Genomic DNA, 16,721 nt, shown 5'->3' with positions numbered 1-16,721 from the left:
ATGCTGTCTCCCGGGCCGTTCGATCATCCCCACTTTTGGGTGAAATTGGGGAGGGGAGGGATGTTATCTGGCATAATGCCCTCGAAAGGAGGGCTATGGCACACAACGCTTTGCAGACGGTGCGCGCGACGCTTTCAATGCCCCTCGTATGGGCTATGGCGCTGCTGTTCGCAGCTATGGAGGCATCCTCGGCCTTTCCCGTGGGAGCGCTGCGGGCACTTTCGGGAACGTCGGCCTCGGCGCTCGCGTCCTTCGGGACTCCGGAACTGCTCTCGGTGGTCGCCTACGGCCTGCTGCTCGTGACGGCGCGATCTGTCGGCAGCGCGGTCGCGCAGCCTTGGCTCTTCGCGGTGGCACCCGCTTCCAACGTGCTCGGTATGTTGCTGTGTGCGGGCGCATCGAACACCGCCTATGGCATCATCTCCGCATGGATCGGCATCGCGTGCGTGCAGGGAGCCTCGGCGCTGCTCACCGTGATGGTGCTCGAGTTGCTGTGCTCCTGCTCGTCGCTGTGGGTTCTCCGCGCGGTGGTGGGCAGCGCGCTTGTCAACGCGCCGCTTGCTGTCATCGGAGACGGGGCGCCCTTCGAGGGGACCATTGCTCTTCTTATCGCCGGTTCGGTGGCTTTGGGACTATCTTACCGAGCGTGGAGACGCGGCGTGTGGGCGCCCTGCGCGGATCCGGTGTTCAAGCGAACCGGCTCCTTTCCGCCTTCCCTCATGGTGGGTTTGGCGATGGTATCCGCGGGCTTCGGCTTCCTTCAGCAGCTGCTCTACCAGCAGGACGCAAATGTGGTCGTCGGCGTCATCGTGGGCACCAAATTCGCTGCCGTACTGCTGTTCGTGGCTGTGGCGGGGCTGCTTGGGTCGGCTTTCGTCGCCACGCTGGCCAAGACGCTTATCACCTTCGCCACTGCGGCCTTCCTCGTGTTCCTCGCCCAAGGTGGTTACTCGCCGCTGTCGAGCGCCCTCATGTCCACGGGTTATTCCCTCTTCGAGATGACGACCTATTTGGTACTAGCCGAGTTGGCTCTTTCCCTGCGCGTGCGACCGCTTTCGCTGCTGTCGGGCTTCTATTTGATTGAGACCGTAGGCTATCTGCTGGGATGCTCGTTGGAGGCGGCTACCGGCCCCGGCGGACTCGATAGGCGCATGGTGGCGGCGGTACTGGCCCTTGCGCTGCTCATATGCGCCGTGTGGGTATTCACCGAGAAACACGTGAATGATCTGCTGTGGGGCCGCGGCGATGGATCGGCTGGCGGGGATGCCGTACGAAGGCAAGAGATTGATATAGACGCGGGGGTTTTGGGGTCTCTGACGGGAGGGCACCGCGGGGGCGGTGAGGCGCTGCATGGGGAAGGCTGCCGCCTGGAAGATGCCTCCGGGGAAAGCGCTTCGAGCCCCTACGGTCGCGGCGTGGCGCGCGTATCCGAACGGTTCCGGTTGTCGCCGCGGGAGACCGAGGTGCTGCGCCTGTTCGCCGCAGGCCGCTCTGCTGCCTTCATCGCCGAGCTGCAGTTCGTCACCACCAACACCGTGCGCTCTCATATCAAGCACATCTATGGAAAATGCGATGTTCATTCCCGCCAAGAACTCATCACTCTCATAGAGCGCGTCGCTGATCAGTAGCGCTCTGGGTCTCTTATTAGATCTTGTATAATAAGAACAAATGTACTATATTATGAGACGAAAAAGAGGTTGAAGAGGAGAAAGAAAGCAACTATAATTTAGTTGCAGAAAGAAGGCAACGATGACTCAGGTGGAGAAGTTGCTGGCGATGCTCATGGAGATGCCCCGCACGTTTCGGTTTCGCGATTTCACTCGCATCATGGAGCATCTGGGCTACGAGCTCGATCAAAAGGGCTCCACCTCGGGCTCTCGCGTGCGGTTCTATCGGGCACGGGATGGGCGCATGCTCATCATGCACGCGCCGCATCCGTCCGACGAGATGTCCCGCGGCGCGGTTCGGGCGGCAGTGAGATTTCTCCACGGAGAGGATGAGCTATGAGCAACGTGTTGTCCTACCGGGGCTATTACGCAACGGTGGAATTCGATAGCGAGGAAGGGCTGCTCTGCGGGTCGGTGGTCGGCATGAGCGACGGTGTGTACTTCGAGGTGGAGACTGCCGCGGGGGTGGAAAGCGCTTTCCATGAGGCCGTCGACGATTACCTTTCCTTTTGCAAGGAAAAAGGGAAGCAGCCGGAGAAATCCTATAAGGGATCGTTCAACGTGCGCATCAATCCTGATTTGCATCGCGCTGCCGCCCTGGCCGCGGCCGTGCGGAAGGAATCGCTGAACCAGTTCGTTGCCGACGCCATCGCCGCCGCTCTGTAGGGCGTCTCGTGCCGTCTGTGCAAATGACGCGAACGGGCGGGAAGTCGCTGGGGGATGGCAGGCTGCTGCGTTATACTGAATCGGTTGCCTGCGCCTGCCCGGGCGCGGCGGATTCGTGCCCCCGTCTTCGAAGGAGTGTCGCCCATGCGCGAGGGATTCGACAACGACAAGTACATCGAGCTGCAGGCCGAACGTATCCGCGAGCGGGTCGATCAGTTCGGCGGCAAGCTCTACCTCGAGTTCGGCGGCAAGCTCTTCGACGACCACCATGCCTCGCGCGTGCTGCCCGGCTTCAAGCCGGACACGAAGATCTCCATGCTGCAATCGATGAAGGATGACGTGGAGATCGTCATCGCCATCAACGCCAACGACATCGAGCGCTCGAAGGTGCGCGGCGACCTCGGCATCACCTACGACGAGGACGTGCTGCGCCTCATGGACATCTTCCGCTCCATGGGCTTCAAAGTGGGAAGCGTGGTCATCACCCGCTACGCCAACCAGCCCGACGCCGACCTGTTCCGCAAGCGGCTCACGGCCATGGGCATCACGAGCTACCTGCATTACCCGATTCCGGGCTATCCCAACGACATCGACTACATCGTCTCCGACGAGGGCTTCGGCAAAAACGAGTACATCGAAACCGAGCGCCCCATCGTCGTGGTGACCGCCCCGGGCCCCGGCTCGGGCAAGATGGCCACCTGCCTCTCCCAGCTCTATCATGAGCACAAGCGTGGCATCACCGCCGGCTACGCCAAGTACGAGACCTTCCCCATTTGGAATCTGCCGCTGTCCCATCCGGTGAACATCGCCTATGAGGCGGCCACGGCCGATTTGGACGACGACAACATCATCGATCCGTTTCATTTGGAGGCCTACGGCGAGACCACGGTGAACTACAACCGCGACGTGGAGATCTTCCCTGTGCTGCGCGCCACCATGGAGCGCATCTCCGGTGAGTGTCCCTACCAGTCGCCCACGGACATGGGCGTGAACATGGCGGGGCTGGCCATTTCCGACGACGAGGCGTGCCGCGAGGCGGGCAACAACGAGATCGTGCGCCGTTACTTCCAGACCGCCGAGGAGATCAAGCGCACGGGCGTGGGCGAGGAGGCCCTGAAGAAGATCGAGCTGCTCATGAACCAGGCGAACATCACCCAGAATCTCTCGCCGGCCCGCTCGGCGGCACTTCTGAAGGAGGAAATGACGGGCGGCCCCGCCGGTGCCATGGTGCTGCCGGACGGGCGCGTGGTGACGGGCAAGACGGGCAACCTGCTCGGTGCGGCCTCGGCGCTGCTCATGAACGCGCTCAAGGGCGTCTCGGGGGTCGACGACGAGCTCTATGTCATCTCCGACGACGTGCTGGAGCCCATCTGCCACCTGAAGACCGAGCACCTGAAGAGCCACAACCCGCGCCTGCACTCCGACGAGACGCTGCTGGCGCTGTCCATCTCCTCGGTGCACAACCCGCTGGCCGCCGAGCTCATCGACAACGCCGACAAGCTGCGCGGTTGCGACGCCTACTTCTCGGTCATCATCTCCGCGGCCGACGAGAAGCTGTACAAGACACTCGGCATCAACGTGTGCTGCGAGCCGAAGTACGAGCAGCACCGCTTCTACCACAAGTAAGCCATGGATCAGTTTTTCGCCGGGGGAGGCGCCCTGCAGGTGCCCTTCGGGGCCGACTTCTTCAGCGTCGCCGTGGGCGTTCTCACCGGGGCCATCTTCGCCTGCGACCGCAAGCTGGACATCGTGGGCACCATTGTGTTGGGCCTCGTGACAGCCTACGGCGGCGGCATCATCCGCGATCTGCTGCTGCAGGATCACGGGGTCTACTTCATGGAATATCCCGAGGTCATCCTCATATGCATCTGCCTGGCGGTGTTCGTGTTCTACTTCCGGGGGCTGTTTCGCCACACGGGCCAGGTGCTGTTCTTCGCCGACGCGCTCTCGGTGGCCCTGTTCGCACTGGCCGGGGCCAACAAGGCCTTCGCTTGCGGGGAGGGCTTCGTGATGGTGGTCATTTTGGGCGCGCTTACCAGCGTGGGCGGCGGCGCTCTGCGCGATATCTCGGTGGGGGAGACGCCGGGCGTGTTCCAGCGCTCGAACTTCTACGCGGTGGCCGGATTCGGCGGCGCGTTCGTGTTCGCGGCCATGGCTTTCGCGAAGGCGCCGCTCGTGCTGGCGGCCGCGGCCTGCGTGTTCACCGTGGTGTTTCTGCGCTACCTGTCGGTGTACTACGATTGGAAGACCTCCGACGAGGCCGACCTCACGCCGAAGGTGGCCCGTGGCGCGCGAACGGCCAAGCACTTCTGCGCCGAGCTGTTTCGCCGCGCCACCCTGCATCGCAAGAAGGAGCCCGCCACCCGCGCCTCGTGGTTTCGCCATCGAAAGGATTAGCTTATGCAACCCCGCATTCTCATCGTGTACACCGGGGGCACCATCGGCATGACCGAGGATCTCTCCACCGGCGCGCTCGTGCCCTTCAGCTTCGATCATCTGATGAAGAACGTGCCGAAGATCGGGCGTCTCGGCTTTAACCTCGATCACGTGGAGATGGATCCGCCCATCGATTCCTCGAACATGAACCCGGCCTGCTGGGCCCGGATAGCGTCCGTGATCGCCGACCGCTACGAGGACTTCGACGGTTTCGTCGTGCTGCATGGCACCGATACCATGGCCTACACCGCCTCGGCGCTCTCGTTCATGCTGTCCGGTCTGGCCAAACCGGTGGTGCTCACGGGAAGCCAGCTGCCCATCGGCGAGATCCGCGAGGACGGTACTGAGAACCTCATCACGGCGCTGCAGATCGCTGCGGCCCGTACCGATGCCGGCGAGCCCATGGTGCAGGAGGTGGCCATCTCGTTCGGGCGCCATCTGTGGCGCGGCAACCGCGCGACGAAGGTCAGCTCCACAAATTTCGGCGCCTTCCAATCGTTCAATTACCCGCCCTTGGCCGACATGGACCTGCACATCGTTTTCCGCGAGCGCCTGCTCGCTCGGCCCGCTACGGGAGGGACGCTGGCGGCGGCGCTCGCCATGGACGATGCGGTGTCGGTGGTGTTTCTGTATCCCGGTATCACCGAGGCGGTGCTGCGGCCCCAGCTGGAATCGAAGGCCGTGAAGGCCCTCGTGCTGCGCACGTTCGGCGCCGGCAACGCGCCCACCGAGTCATGGTTCACCGAGCTTATGGCCGATACGGTGCGCGCGGGAAAGGTGGTCGTGAACGTGACCCAGTGCCCTGCGGGCGGTGTGGAGGAGAAGCGCTACGCCACCGGTGACGCTCTGGCGCGCTCCGGCGTCGTGTCCGGTTACGACATGACCTGCGAGGCGGCCCTCACCAAGCTCATGTACTTGTTCGGCCAGGGCCTCACGGCGACCGAGGTGGCCGCCGCCATGGTTAAGCCCCTCGCCGGGGAGATGACGGTCTAGATATTCATTTTGTCGCGGGGATGGGCGTGGGCGTACTCCTCGTGGAGGTGGGTGCGGTCGAGGTGCGTGTACACCTGCAGGGTGGACATGTCGGCGTGGCCCAAGATCTCCTGCAGCACGCGCAGATCGGCGCCGCCCTTCAGCATGTGGGTGGCAAACGAGTGGCGCAAGGTGTGGGGGTGCAGATCGTAGCGGCCGATGACGCGGCCGGCCTTGCGCGCCAGGTTGAAGACGCTCTGGCGCCCGAGGCGGCCGCCCCGCTGGTTCAGGAACACCGCAGCTGTGGCATCGGCGGTTGGGTTGGCGGCCGCGCGCGCGAGGGCCGGGCGCCCTTCGGCTAAATACCGGCGCAGCGCGCGCTCGGCCGCGCCGGCAATGGGCACGATGCGCTCCTTGGATCCCTTGCCGAACACGCGCAGGAAGCCGTCGTCGAAGTTGACGGCCTCCATATCGAGCCCCACGGCCTCGCTGGCGCGCAGCCCGCAACCGTAGAGCACTTCCAAAAGCGCCCGGTCGCGCAAGTCGCTCGGGCGCTCGCCCACGAAGGCGTCCAGCATCTTGCCCACTTCCTCGATGGAAAGCACGTCCGGCAGCCGGTCGGCGGCCTTGGGAATGTCCACGGCGTCGGCCGGGTTCGCATCGGTGAGCCCCTCGCGCACAAGGAACCGGTGGTAGCCGCGCACGGCGGAGATGCGCCGGCGCACGGTGGTGACGGCGAGGTTCTGCTCCATGAGGCTGCGTTCGAAGGCGGCCACCTTCTCGCGGTCGATGTCGCCGAAGCCCTCCACGCCCTCGCCGTCGAGGAAGGCGAGGTAGTCCTCCAGATCGCGTCGGTAGGCCTCGGCCGTGCGCGGCGATGCCCCGCGCTCGATGCGCAGATGGGACAAGTACTCGTCCAGGGCGTTCTCTAATTCGAACACGGGGCTCCTTCTTTCGGGAGATCTTCCGACTTTTCGCTGCGTCTCCGATCGGGACGGTGCAGGACTCGGCGCAGGATGCGCGGACCTCATTGTAGCCGCTCGGCGGCCGTCTTGGCGCACCTCTTCAAATCTCGTTCACAGGTGGCACGTGCGCGGTCGCGCGCCCCACCGCGCCCCACCATCCGCATGAGTCGGGCATATCTAGTGGCCATTGTGCGCAATACCTCAATACGAATACAAGATATGGGAAATGCTCGCATTTTCCTTCGGTTACCCTTCCATATCTTGAGGATGACAAGTGGGGTGAAAATAGGGCAAAAGTGGGAGAAAATGTTGCGAAGTGGGGCATTGTGGGGTAATATGCGTGCTGTGGAAAACGACCGAGCGGGATTTCGAAACGCACTCCAAACGAAATCAAATCTCCCTCAAAACGCAGCACGGAAAGGAACACGTGGCCGCCACCGCCGACACCGAAGGGACAAGCGAGCTGCCCCAACATGGGGTAGATCTCAACGGCGAGTTCCATTTCAAGGTTGACGGCAAAGGTCGCATGGCCCTTCCCGCGAAGTTCCGCAAGGTTCTTTCCAAAGATCTCGTGGTGACGCCGGAGCTGACCAACGAGTGCGTGTACGTGTTCGAGACGCCCGATTTCAACGAATGGGTCGAGAAGCTGTTCATCGATCGGTTCGGCGAGTACAAGGAGTCCGACCGCGAGCACGTCAAGCTTCGCCGCGTGCTGAAGAGCCGCGCCCGCGATGTCGAGGTGGACGCCTCGGGGCGCATCATGCTGTCCCCGGAAGTGCGCGCCGCCGTCGGCATCGACAAGGAAGTCGTGGTCGTGGGCAACACGGGCCGCTTCGAGATCTGGGACGCCGACCGCTTCAAGGCCATGAGCGACGAAGTCGATCTGGGGCTGTTCTACAGCTAGGCGGAAAGCGAGCGAACCGTGACAAGCGAATACCGGCACATACCCGTTCTTCTCACCGAATGCATCGACGCCCTCGACCTTCCGGATCATCCGGTGTTCGTGGACGCCACGCTCGGCTTCGCGGGGCACTCCTTCGAGGCGGCCAAGCAATTGGGCGCCGGCGGCCTGCTTATCGGCATCGACCAGGACGAGGTGGCGCTCACTGAGGCCGCCGCGAAGCTGGAGTCGATACCTGCGGGCGATCGTCCCGAGCTCGCGCTTCTGCGCGGCAACTTCGGCGACCTCGATGAGCTGCTCGCGAGTTGCGAGATCCCCGGCATCGACGCGATACTGTTCGACCTGGGCGTCTCATCGGTGCAGATAGACACGCAATCACGTGGCTTCTCCTTCAAGGAGAACGGCCCCCTCGACATGCGGATGGATCCGGGGAAACAAACTCTAACCGCAGAAGAGATCGTCAATACTTACAACGCAGCAGATCTCACTCGGATCATTCGCAGTTACTCGGACGAGAAGTGGGCGAGCCGCATCGCGGACTTCATCGTGAAGGCGCGGGCGGACGCTCCGATAACCGAGAGTGGTCAGCTGGTCGATGTGATCAAGGCGGCTATACCCGCCTCGGCGAGGCGCGCGGGGGGACATCCCGCCAAGCGCACCTTCCAAGCCCTTCGGATTGAAGTCAACTCGGAGCTGACCGTTCTGCGTCGCGGCCTTGACGCGGCGGTACGCTGGCTCAATCCGGGCGGCATCATCGCGGTGATCAGCTACCACTCTTTGGAAGACCGCATCGTGAAGGACATGTTCGCGGATTTCGCGAACCGATGCACCTGCCCGCCGGACATCCCGGTGTGCGTGTGCGGAAAGCAGCCGGTACTCGACCTTATCACCCGCAAGCCTCTGCTGCCCAGCGCGGAGGAAATCGAGCGGAACCCCCGCTCGCGCAGTGCCAAGCTGCGCGTGGCGCGCAAGCGCTAGGGGAGTCGCCCGACAAGAGAACAAAAGCAAGCCCGAGGACGCTGTCATCGGGCTTGTTAAGCCTTAATGGACGCTTGAGCCGCAGAATGAGTGAGGAGGGCCAAGATGAGCGCCGCATCATACTCGCGCACGTCGCGCCCCCGCACCGACCGCGTCTCTTATGGGCGCTCCTCCGCCGGACGCGCCGGCGCTGCCTCCGGCTACCGCGGCGCCCGCTACGTCTCCTCGTCTCTGGCCGAGGAGCTCTCCTTCGAGGAGGCGCCCTCCATCTCGGTGGTGCCCGGTGCCGGTCGCCGCGCCCAGAGCGAGGGCATCTCGGCGGCGGCGCTTTCCCTGGCGAAGGCCTGCGCCGTCATCTGCATCGTCATAGCGCTCATCGCCATGGCCCGCGTGGCCATCACCTCGGCCGCCGCTTCCTGCGCGCTGGAGACGCGCTCGCTGCAGACGAGCATCGAGACCGCCCGGGCCGAGGGCAACGAGCTGGAGGTGTCCCAGAGCGTGCTGGCGAACCCCTCGCGCATCAAGGCCCAGGCCACGGCCCTCGGCATGGCGGCCCCGGCCCCCGAGTGCAGCGAGCAGATCACGCTGTCTCCCGATATCGTCGCCACCGATGGCGCCGGCAGCCTGTCGCTGTCGGAGTCGGTGGCGCGCATGAAGGGGCTCTAATCCCATGGAACGCTACCGCTACCCCGACAAAAGCGGCCGCGGCGGCCGTGCCGATGCCTCGCGCACCGGGCGCGTCCGCGGACGCTCCTTCGACGAGCCCCGGCGCGCCTCCTCGCGCACGGCCCGGGCCTCGGCCTCCTCGCGGGGTCGCGGCTTTGCAGGCGGCAACCGGTCCAGCCGCCCCTCGGGGCGCGCGGGCGCCCCTCGCCCGGCCCGCGCCGGCGTGGGCGCCGCCATCGACGCGGCCATGCCGACGGTCTCCGGGCGCGCCAAGGTGCTGCTGCTGGTTTTCGCGGCCATAGCGGCCGTGTTCTTCCTGCGCTTGGTGTTTCTGCAGGTCATCGTATCGGATCAGTACTCGGCCATGGCCGAGGAGTCCCGCACGGTCAGTTTCGAGACGACGCCGCGCCGCGGCACCATCTACGACCGCAACGGCATCGTGCTGGCCACCTCGGTGGAGGCCACCACCATCTACGCGAACCCCGTGGAGGTGACCGATGCGGCGGCCGAGGCGGCGTCTCTGGCCTCGGTGCTCGGGGGAGATGCGGCCGACTACCGCGAGCTTCTGTCCACCCCTTCCACCACCTTCGTCTACATCAAGCGCCAAGCCGACGTCGATGTGGCCGATAAGGTCAAAGAACTCAAGCTCGACGGCGTCTACTTCATCGCCGACACCCGCCGCGAGTACCCCAACGGCGCCATCGGCGGCCAGGTTATCGGCTACTGCAACGTCGACGGCGAGGGCATCACCGGCCTCGAGCTGCAATACAACGACATCCTCTCCGGCACGCCGGGCACCTACACCGCCGAGCGCGGCGAGCAGGGATTCCCCATTCCTGGCGGTGTGAAGGAGGAGACGCCGGCCGTCAACGGCCAGGACATCATGGTCTCCCTCGACATCAAGCTGCAGGACACCGTGGAACAGGCGCTCGCCGAGGGCGTGAAGGATCTGGAGACCGAGGAGGGCTCGTCCATCGTCATGGATGCCGCCACCGGCGAGATTTACGCCGCGTGCTCGTTGCCCTACATGAACCCGGCCGACATGTCCTCGTCGCAGGTGGGTAGCGAATCGGTGAAGGCCATCACCCAGGCCTACGAGCCCGGTTCCACCTTCAAGTCCGTCTCGGCGCTCACCATCCTGGAGCAGGGGACGATGGGCCCCGAGGACACCATGTTCTGCCCGAGCTCCATCTCCGCCGACGACTACGACGTGTCCGACTCCCACGAGCGCGACGGCGAGACCTACTCGCTGCGCGAGATCCTGAATCACTCGTCGAACGTGGGCATCTCGCTGGCCACGGAACAGGCGGGTTTCGACAAGCTCTACGACAACATCAAGCGCTTCCACTTCACCGAATCCACCGGCGTGGACTATCCCGGCGAGGCGGCCGGCAACGTGCTCGACTTCGACAACTGGGCCAAGATCACGGGCTACAACGTGAGCTTCGGCCAGGGCATCGCGGTGACGCCGCTGCAGATGGCGCGCTTCTACAGCGCCATCGCCAACGATGGGACGCTCGTGACCCCGCACTTCCTCATCTCGAAGCCCCAGAGCGGGGACGTGGCCGAATGGGAAAGCGAGGAGACGGGCGTCGACGAAACGGTGCTCGCCGATATGCGCTCGATGCTGCGCTCGGTAGTCACCGACGGCACGGGAGCCGCCGCCGACATCGAGGGCTACGAGGTCTGCGGCAAGACGTCCACAGCGGAAATCGCCTCGGAAGAGGGCGGATACAAGAAGGAAGTCTACAACATCGGCTTCTGCGGCTTCATTGACAACTCGTCAAGCAATTTAGTTTGTTTTGTAGGAGCCAACGAGGTTTACGCCATGCGCCAGACCACGCAGATCTTCAACGATATAATGGAGAACGCTGTCAAGCAGTACAACATTACTTCGATGCCGTCGAATTAGAGGAACGATACCGTTATGACCAAGACCTGCTCAGAGCTCTTCCAAGGGATGGATTGCACCATCATCGGCAACGGGAACGAGGAGGTGGCAGGGCTGGCGTTCCGCAGCGACGAGGTTCGCCCGAACGATATGTTCTTTTGCATCGTCGGCACCGTCGTCGACGGCCACTCCTTCGCCCAGGACGCCATCGACCGTGGGGCCACCTCGCTGGTGGCCGAGCGCAAGGTGTACCTGGCCGACGCCACCGATGTCACCGAGGTCGTCGTCTCCGACTCGCGCAAGGCCATGGCCTACGCCTCGGCGAACTACTACGACAACCCCTCCCGCGCCTTCTCGCTCGTGGGCATCACGGGCACCAACGGCAAGACCACCACGACCTATCTGGTGGAGCACATCGCGAGTGTGGCCGGCAACCGCTGCGGCGTCATCGGCACCGTGGGCAACAAGATCGCCGGCGCCATGGAGCACGCCGAGCGCACCACGCCGGAGTCGCCCGACCTGCAGAAGCTGTTCGCGCGGATGCGCGACGCGGGCTGCACGGTGGTGGCCATGGAGGTGAGCTCGCACGCGCTCGATCTGCGCCGTACCTGGGACACCGACTTCGCCGTGACGGCGTTCACGAACCTCACCCAGGACCACCTGGACTACCACCACACCTTCGACGACTACTTCGAGGCCAAGGCGCTTCTGTTCTCGAAGGACTACCCGGCCCGCCGCGTCATCTCCATCGACGGCTCCTGGGGGCGCGAGCTTCTGCGCCGCTGCACCGCCGCCGGCGACGAGGTCATCACCACGGGCTTCGACGTCTCCGCCCAGATCCATCCGGTGGAGGTCACCTACGAGGCCGCCCGCACCAAGGCGGTGCTCGAGGTGCGCGGGACGCGCATCGCGGTGGAGTACCCGCTCGTGGGGCGCTTCAACGTGGAGAACGTCATGACGGCCTTCGGCTGCGCGTTGGCCTTAGGGATTCCCGCCCAGATCATCGCCGAGGCCCTGGCCACCATGCCGGCGGTTCCCGGCCGCCTGGAGCGCGTGCGCCCTGCGGTGGACGCGCCGGTGTCGGTGTACGTGGATTACGCCCACACCCCCGACGCGCTCACCAAGGCCATCGCCTCTATCAAGGAGCTCTCACACGGACGCACCATCGTCGTCTTCGGCTGCGGCGGCAACCGCGATGCCACCAAGCGCCCCATCATGGGAGCTGCGGCGCTGGCCGCCGACTACGCCGTGGTGACGAGCGACAACCCGCGCCACGAGGAGCCCGATGCCATCATCGCCGATATCGTGGCGGGTATGGAAGACGCCGAGCGCTTCACCGTGGAGCCCGACCGCCGTAGTGCCATCGCGGCCGCCATCGCGCTCGCACGCCCGGGCGATGCCATTCTCGTGGCCGGCAAGGGCCATGAGGACTACCAGCTCGTGGGCGATGAAGTGCTCTCCTTCGACGACCGCGTTGTGGCGGCTGAGGAGTTGGAGCGCGCCTTCGGCGGTGCGTGTTCGGACTAGGCGAAAGGACTCGGCGTGCGCCTCAACGCAAAACAAATCGCAGCATACACCGGCGGCCAGTTCCTTGTAGACCCCATCGACGCCAGCGCCCTCATGACGGGCATCACCTGGGATTCGCGGGAAGTGCGCCCGGGCTGGCTCTACGTGGCCCTGCCCGGCGAGCGCGTCGACGGCCACGCGTTCGTGGAGGCCGCCCTGCGCGCCGGCGCCGCGGGCGCGCTGGTCACCGATGGCCCCTCGCAATCCTGCGCTCTTTTGGCCCGGGAGCTGGGGGCCGCCATCATCGAGGTGCCCAACACCGCCTCGGCCATCACCGACCTGGCCCGGGCCTGGCGCTCCCATTTGCGGGGCCGCGTCATCGGGCTGACCGGCTCGGTGGGCAAAACCACCACCAAGAACCTCACCCGGGACGTGTGCGCCGCCTACGGCAGCGTGGTGGCCACCAAGGCCAATCAGAACAACGAGCTGGGCGTTCCCCGCACATTGCTCAACGCCGATCCGGAGACGGCCGTGGTCGTCGTTGAGATGGGCATGCGCGGCCGCGGGCAAATTGCCGAGCTGTGCGATTTCGTGCGGCCGGTGTGGGGCCTTATCACCAACGTGGGCGAGAGCCACATCGAGCTTCTGGGCAGTCGGGAGAACATCGCCCGGGCCAAGTCCGAGCTCTTCGAGGCCCTGCCCGCCGGTGTGGGCCGCGCCTTCGCCAACCTGGACGACGACTTCGCCGCCTTTATGGCCGAGCGCGGACGCCTGTCCGAGCGCTCTGTGGCCCTCTCAGGCTTCGCCGGGCATCCCGATGCGGCCCTCCGCGGGGCGCTCGAGCGCGAGAGCGCCGCTTGCGATCAGGCGGTCTGGGCCGAGGACGTGTCGCTGGACGCCGAGGGCCGCCCCCGCTTCACCCTGTGCGCCCGCGATGCCGCCGACCACGACGACGGCGCCCTGTTCGCCACCGTGGAACGCGTGCCCTGCGCGCTCTCCCTCACCGGCGCCCACAACGTGGACAACGCCTGCGCCGCCGCCTCGGTGGGCTTCGCCTTGGGGCTCGATTTGGCCACCATCGCCGCCGCGCTGGGAGCGTCGGTGCCCGAGCCGGGCCGCCAGGAGGTCATCGCCGCCCGCGGCGGCTTCACGGTCATCAACGACGCCTACAACGCGAGCCCCGATTCCATGCGCGCCTCGCTCGCGACCTTCGCCGCCACGGACGTGGCCGGCCGGCGCATCGCCGTGCTCGGCGACATGGGCGAGCTCGGCAGCTTCGCCCCCGCCTGCCACGAGGGCGTCGGCGCCGCCGCTGCCTCGCACCATCTCGATAAGCTCATCTGCATCGGCGAGCTGGCGCGGCATATCGCCGCAGGCGCCGAGGCTGCCGGCATGGACGCGGCGCGCATCAGCCGCGCCGACACCGTCGCCGACGTGCTGGAGGAGCTGGACGCGCTGCTCGAGCCGGGCGACGCCGTGCTCGTGAAGGCCTCGCACTTCACGGGCCTTACCCGTATCGTCGAAGGATTGGTCAACTGATGTTCTCTCTGTTCTCCGCCTACCCCACGTTCATGATCTTCCTCGGCGTGGCCATCGCCATGGTGATCACCATGGTGCTCATGCCCGCCTGGATCCGCTTTCTGAAGACGAGCCACATCGGCCAGCAGGTGCGCGCCGACGGCCCCCAGAGCCATCTGGTGAAGCAGGGAACCCCCACTATGGGCGGCGTCATCATGCTCATCGCCGTCATCGTCTTCACCTTGCTCGCCTCGGTGGGCGCCCCTACCGCGGAGCTGTGGCTTCTGCTCGGCGCCACGGTGGCCACCGGTATCCTCGGGCTCATCGATGATGCTTCGAAGGTGGCCCACGAGCGATCGCTTGGGCTCACGCCCAAGGCGAAGCTGATCGGCCAGTTTCTCATCGCCGCCGTTTTCGTGCTGGTGGCGGTGAACCTGCTCGGTATCAAGCCCACCGTGGAGATCCCGTTTGTGGCCACCCTCGATTTGGGCGTGCTCACCACGGTGGTGCCCGTGGGCGACGGCATCGCCATTCCCTGGCTCTACCTTATCTACTGCCTTATCCTGCTCGTGGGGCTCTGCAACGCCGTGAACCTCACCGACGGGCTTGACGGTTTGGCCGCGGGCACGGTCATGGTGGTCATGCTCGTCATGGCCGCCATCGCCTTCCGCGCGGGCGTGCTTGAGCCGGCCCTGTTCGCCGGGGCGCTCGCCGGCGCCTGCATCGGCTTCCTTTGGTTCAACTCGCATCCCGCCGACATCTTCATGGGCGACACCGGCTCGCTCGCCCTCGGCATGGCGCTCGGGTGCCTCGCCGTGGTGACCAAGACGGAGTTCGTCGTCATCATCATCGGCGGCCTGTTCGTGGCCGAGGCGCTCTCGGTCATGATCCAGGTGTTCTACTACAAAAAGACCAAAAAGCGCATCTTCCTCATGGCGCCTCTGCACCATCATTTCGAGAAGAAGGGCTGGTCGGAGACGAAGGTGGTCGTGCGCTTCTGGATCGTTTCGGGCATGCTGGCCGCCTGCGGCTTTGTGCTGTACTTCGCGACGACGCTGGGGGCGTAGAGGCAATGGCTAGGGAAGGCATGGAAAACGTGGAGATGATCGCCGGCAAGAAACACGCCCCGAAGAACCTCGGGCGCGTGCTTATCTTAGGGCTGGGAAAGTCGGGCACAGCGGCGGCGGAGTACTGCTTGGATGCGCTGGGCAGCCGCGTGGAGACGCTGGCCGTGGCCGCCGGCGCGCCGGGCGAGGCGGCGCTGGTCTGGGCCGAGGGCGCCCGCGAGCGCGGGGCCGTGGTGCTCTTCGACCACGAGACCATCGAAGGCGCCTACGATTTGTGCATCGCGAGCCCCGGCATTTCCGAGAACTCCCCGTTCTATCGGAGCGCCGCTGCGGCCTCCGCCGAGGTGATCAGCGAGGTGGAATTCGCCTGGCGCGAGAGCGACGCTTCCTCGAAGTGGGTCGCCATCACTGGCACCAACGGCAAGACCACTACGACCGCGCTCACCTGCCATTTGCTGCGGGAGGCGGGCATGAACGCGGCCGCCGTGGGCAACATCGGCGAGACTTGCATCGATGCGGTGGCCGCCGGGAACACCGACGTGTACGTGGCGGAGACCTCCAGCTACCAGCTGGCCTCGACGCGCCTGTTCGCGCCGGATGTGGCCGTGGTGCTCAACATCACGCCGGATCATCTTTCCTGGCATGGCAGCCTTGAGGCCTACGCCGCGGCCAAGTGGAAGGTGCTCGCCAATCTGGGCGTCAGCGGCGGTGTGGCCGTGCTCGATGCCTGCGACGACGCCGTGCGCGCGAAGATCCGCGAGCTGCGGGCCCGAGGCGGCGTTCCCTTCCGTTACATCCCTATCGGGGGCGCCTCCGGTCTCGGCGCCGACATGCGCGCCACCTGCGGCACTGGCGCCGCCGCCTTCCGCGGCGACGGCGGTCAGCTCGTCGTGGCGTGGGACGGCCGCGTCTCCGACCTCGTTTTCGTGGACGATCTCCAGATCAAGGGCGGCCACAACCAACAGAACGCCCTGGCCGCCGCCGCATGCGCGCTCGTACTGGGCGCCACGGACACGGCGGTGGGCGAGGGTCTGCTCACCTTCCGCCCCCTGGAGCATCGCATCGAGCCGGCAGGGCTCGTGGACGGCGTGGCCTGCTACAACGATTCGAAGGCCACCAACGTGGACGCCACGCTGGTGGCGCTCACCGCCTTTCTGCCGACGCGCCCCATCGTGCTGCTCGGCGGCCGCGACAAGGGCACCGATTTGGCCCCGCTCGTGGCGGCCTGCGAAGAGAACGCCCGGGCCGTGGTCTGCTTCGGCGAGGCCCGCGAGCGGTTCCTGGCGGCTTTCGCGGGCTCGGGGGTCTCCCCAGTGCTCTCCGCCGGCACGATGGAGGAGGCGCTCGATGCGGCTCTTTCCATCGCCGAGGACGGGGACGTGGTCGTGCTCTCGCCGGCCTGCGCCTCCTTCGACGAGTTTAGCTGCTTCGAGGAGCGGGGCGACGTGTTCAAGCGCCTCGTGGCCGACCGGGCCGGGAAGGCCTAGG

At 65.5% G+C, this 16,721-nt stretch carries 15 protein-coding genes; 14 read left to right on the top strand and 1 reads right to left on the bottom strand.

All coding sequences use genetic code 11. The features are described 5' to 3' along the window. Positions 1-95: 95 nt before the first annotated feature. The 6 genes from GO707_RS04305 to GO707_RS04280 all read left to right on the top strand — a co-directional run bounded on the left by GO707_RS04305 (position 96) and on the right by GO707_RS04280 (position 5,762). Positions 96-1,628: a helix-turn-helix domain-containing protein gene (locus GO707_RS04305; RefSeq protein WP_173112424.1), complete on the top strand. Its 1,533-nt coding sequence runs from the start codon at positions 96-98 to the stop codon at positions 1,626-1,628. Positions 1,629-1,749: 121 nt separating this feature from the next. Continuing rightward, positions 1,750-2,007: a type II toxin-antitoxin system HicA family toxin gene (locus GO707_RS04300; protein ID WP_114539928.1), complete on the top strand. Its 258-nt coding sequence runs from the start codon at positions 1,750-1,752 to the stop codon at positions 2,005-2,007. Beyond that, positions 2,004-2,333 carry a type II toxin-antitoxin system HicB family antitoxin gene (locus GO707_RS04295; RefSeq protein ID WP_114539927.1) on the top strand — a complete coding sequence of 110 codons (330 nt, stop codon included), beginning with the start codon at positions 2,004-2,006 and terminating at the stop codon, positions 2,331-2,333. The genes GO707_RS04300 and GO707_RS04295 overlap by 4 nt, the downstream gene beginning before the upstream one ends. 144 nt (positions 2,334-2,477) lie before the next feature. Continuing rightward, on the top strand, positions 2,478-3,959 hold the full coding sequence (locus GO707_RS04290) for a DUF1846 domain-containing protein (protein ID WP_157012231.1): 1,482 nt from the start codon (positions 2,478-2,480) through the stop codon (positions 3,957-3,959). Positions 3,960-3,962: 3 nt separating this feature from the next. Further along, positions 3,963-4,730, top strand: a complete 768-nt coding sequence (locus tag GO707_RS04285) for a trimeric intracellular cation channel family protein (protein ID WP_114539925.1) — start codon at positions 3,963-3,965, stop codon at positions 4,728-4,730. Between the two features lie 3 nt (positions 4,731-4,733). Continuing rightward, positions 4,734-5,762: an asparaginase gene (locus GO707_RS04280; protein ID WP_114539924.1), complete on the top strand. Its 1,029-nt coding sequence runs from the start codon at positions 4,734-4,736 to the stop codon at positions 5,760-5,762. Here the strand turns inward: GO707_RS04280 and GO707_RS04275 are convergent. After that, a complete protein-coding gene (locus tag GO707_RS04275) occupies positions 5,759-6,682 on the bottom strand; it encodes a site-specific tyrosine recombinase (RefSeq protein ID WP_241520702.1) in 924 nt (307 codons plus the stop codon). The two genes, GO707_RS04280 and GO707_RS04275, sit on opposite strands and share 4 nt — an antisense overlap. Before the next feature lie 451 nt (positions 6,683-7,133). On the opposite strand from GO707_RS04275, the gene GO707_RS04270 reads away from it, so the two are divergent. The 8 genes from GO707_RS04270 to murD all read left to right on the top strand — a co-directional run bounded on the left by GO707_RS04270 (position 7,134) and on the right by murD (position 16,720). Then, positions 7,134-7,610, top strand: a complete 477-nt coding sequence (locus tag GO707_RS04270) for a division/cell wall cluster transcriptional repressor MraZ (protein WP_022740289.1) — start codon at positions 7,134-7,136, stop codon at positions 7,608-7,610. 18 nt (positions 7,611-7,628) lie between these two features. Continuing rightward, positions 7,629-8,585 carry a 16S rRNA (cytosine(1402)-N(4))-methyltransferase RsmH gene (gene rsmH, locus GO707_RS04265; protein WP_114539922.1) on the top strand — a complete coding sequence of 319 codons (957 nt, stop codon included), beginning with the start codon at positions 7,629-7,631 and terminating at the stop codon, positions 8,583-8,585. 105 nt (positions 8,586-8,690) lie between these two features. After that, the gene (locus GO707_RS04260) at positions 8,691-9,251 is read left to right on the top strand and encodes a cell division protein FtsL (RefSeq protein ID WP_114539921.1); all 561 of its coding nucleotides are present in this window, start codon (positions 8,691-8,693) and stop codon (positions 9,249-9,251) included. Between the two features lie 4 nt (positions 9,252-9,255). Then, positions 9,256-11,163 (top strand): peptidoglycan D,D-transpeptidase FtsI family protein, encoded by a 1,908-nt coding sequence (locus tag GO707_RS04255; protein WP_232325587.1) that lies wholly within the window; start codon positions 9,256-9,258, stop codon positions 11,161-11,163. Positions 11,164-11,178: 15 nt separating this feature from the next. Next, positions 11,179-12,669: a UDP-N-acetylmuramoyl-L-alanyl-D-glutamate--2,6-diaminopimelate ligase gene (locus GO707_RS04250; RefSeq protein ID WP_114539920.1), complete on the top strand. Its 1,491-nt coding sequence runs from the start codon at positions 11,179-11,181 to the stop codon at positions 12,667-12,669. Between the two features lie 15 nt (positions 12,670-12,684). Beyond that, the gene (locus tag GO707_RS04245; RefSeq protein ID WP_335878756.1) at positions 12,685-14,187 is read left to right on the top strand and encodes a UDP-N-acetylmuramoyl-tripeptide--D-alanyl-D-alanine ligase; all 1,503 of its coding nucleotides are present in this window, start codon (positions 12,685-12,687) and stop codon (positions 14,185-14,187) included. Next, the gene (gene mraY / locus GO707_RS04240) at positions 14,187-15,233 is read left to right on the top strand and encodes a phospho-N-acetylmuramoyl-pentapeptide-transferase (protein ID WP_114549109.1); all 1,047 of its coding nucleotides are present in this window, start codon (positions 14,187-14,189) and stop codon (positions 15,231-15,233) included. The genes GO707_RS04245 and mraY overlap by 1 nt, the downstream gene beginning before the upstream one ends. A gap of 20 nt (positions 15,234-15,253) precedes the next feature. Then, on the top strand, positions 15,254-16,720 hold the full coding sequence (murD, locus tag GO707_RS04235; RefSeq protein WP_114539917.1) for a UDP-N-acetylmuramoyl-L-alanine--D-glutamate ligase: 1,467 nt from the start codon (positions 15,254-15,256) through the stop codon (positions 16,718-16,720). Position 16,721: the final 1 nt, after the last annotated feature.

The sequence above is a fragment of the Adlercreutzia rubneri genome, assembly GCF_009755265.1.
Lineage (GTDB): Bacteria > Actinomycetota > Coriobacteriia > Coriobacteriales > Eggerthellaceae > Adlercreutzia > Adlercreutzia rubneri.
The sequence above is the reverse complement of the archived record's forward strand: the minus strand, read 5'-3'. Positions and strand labels throughout refer to the sequence as shown.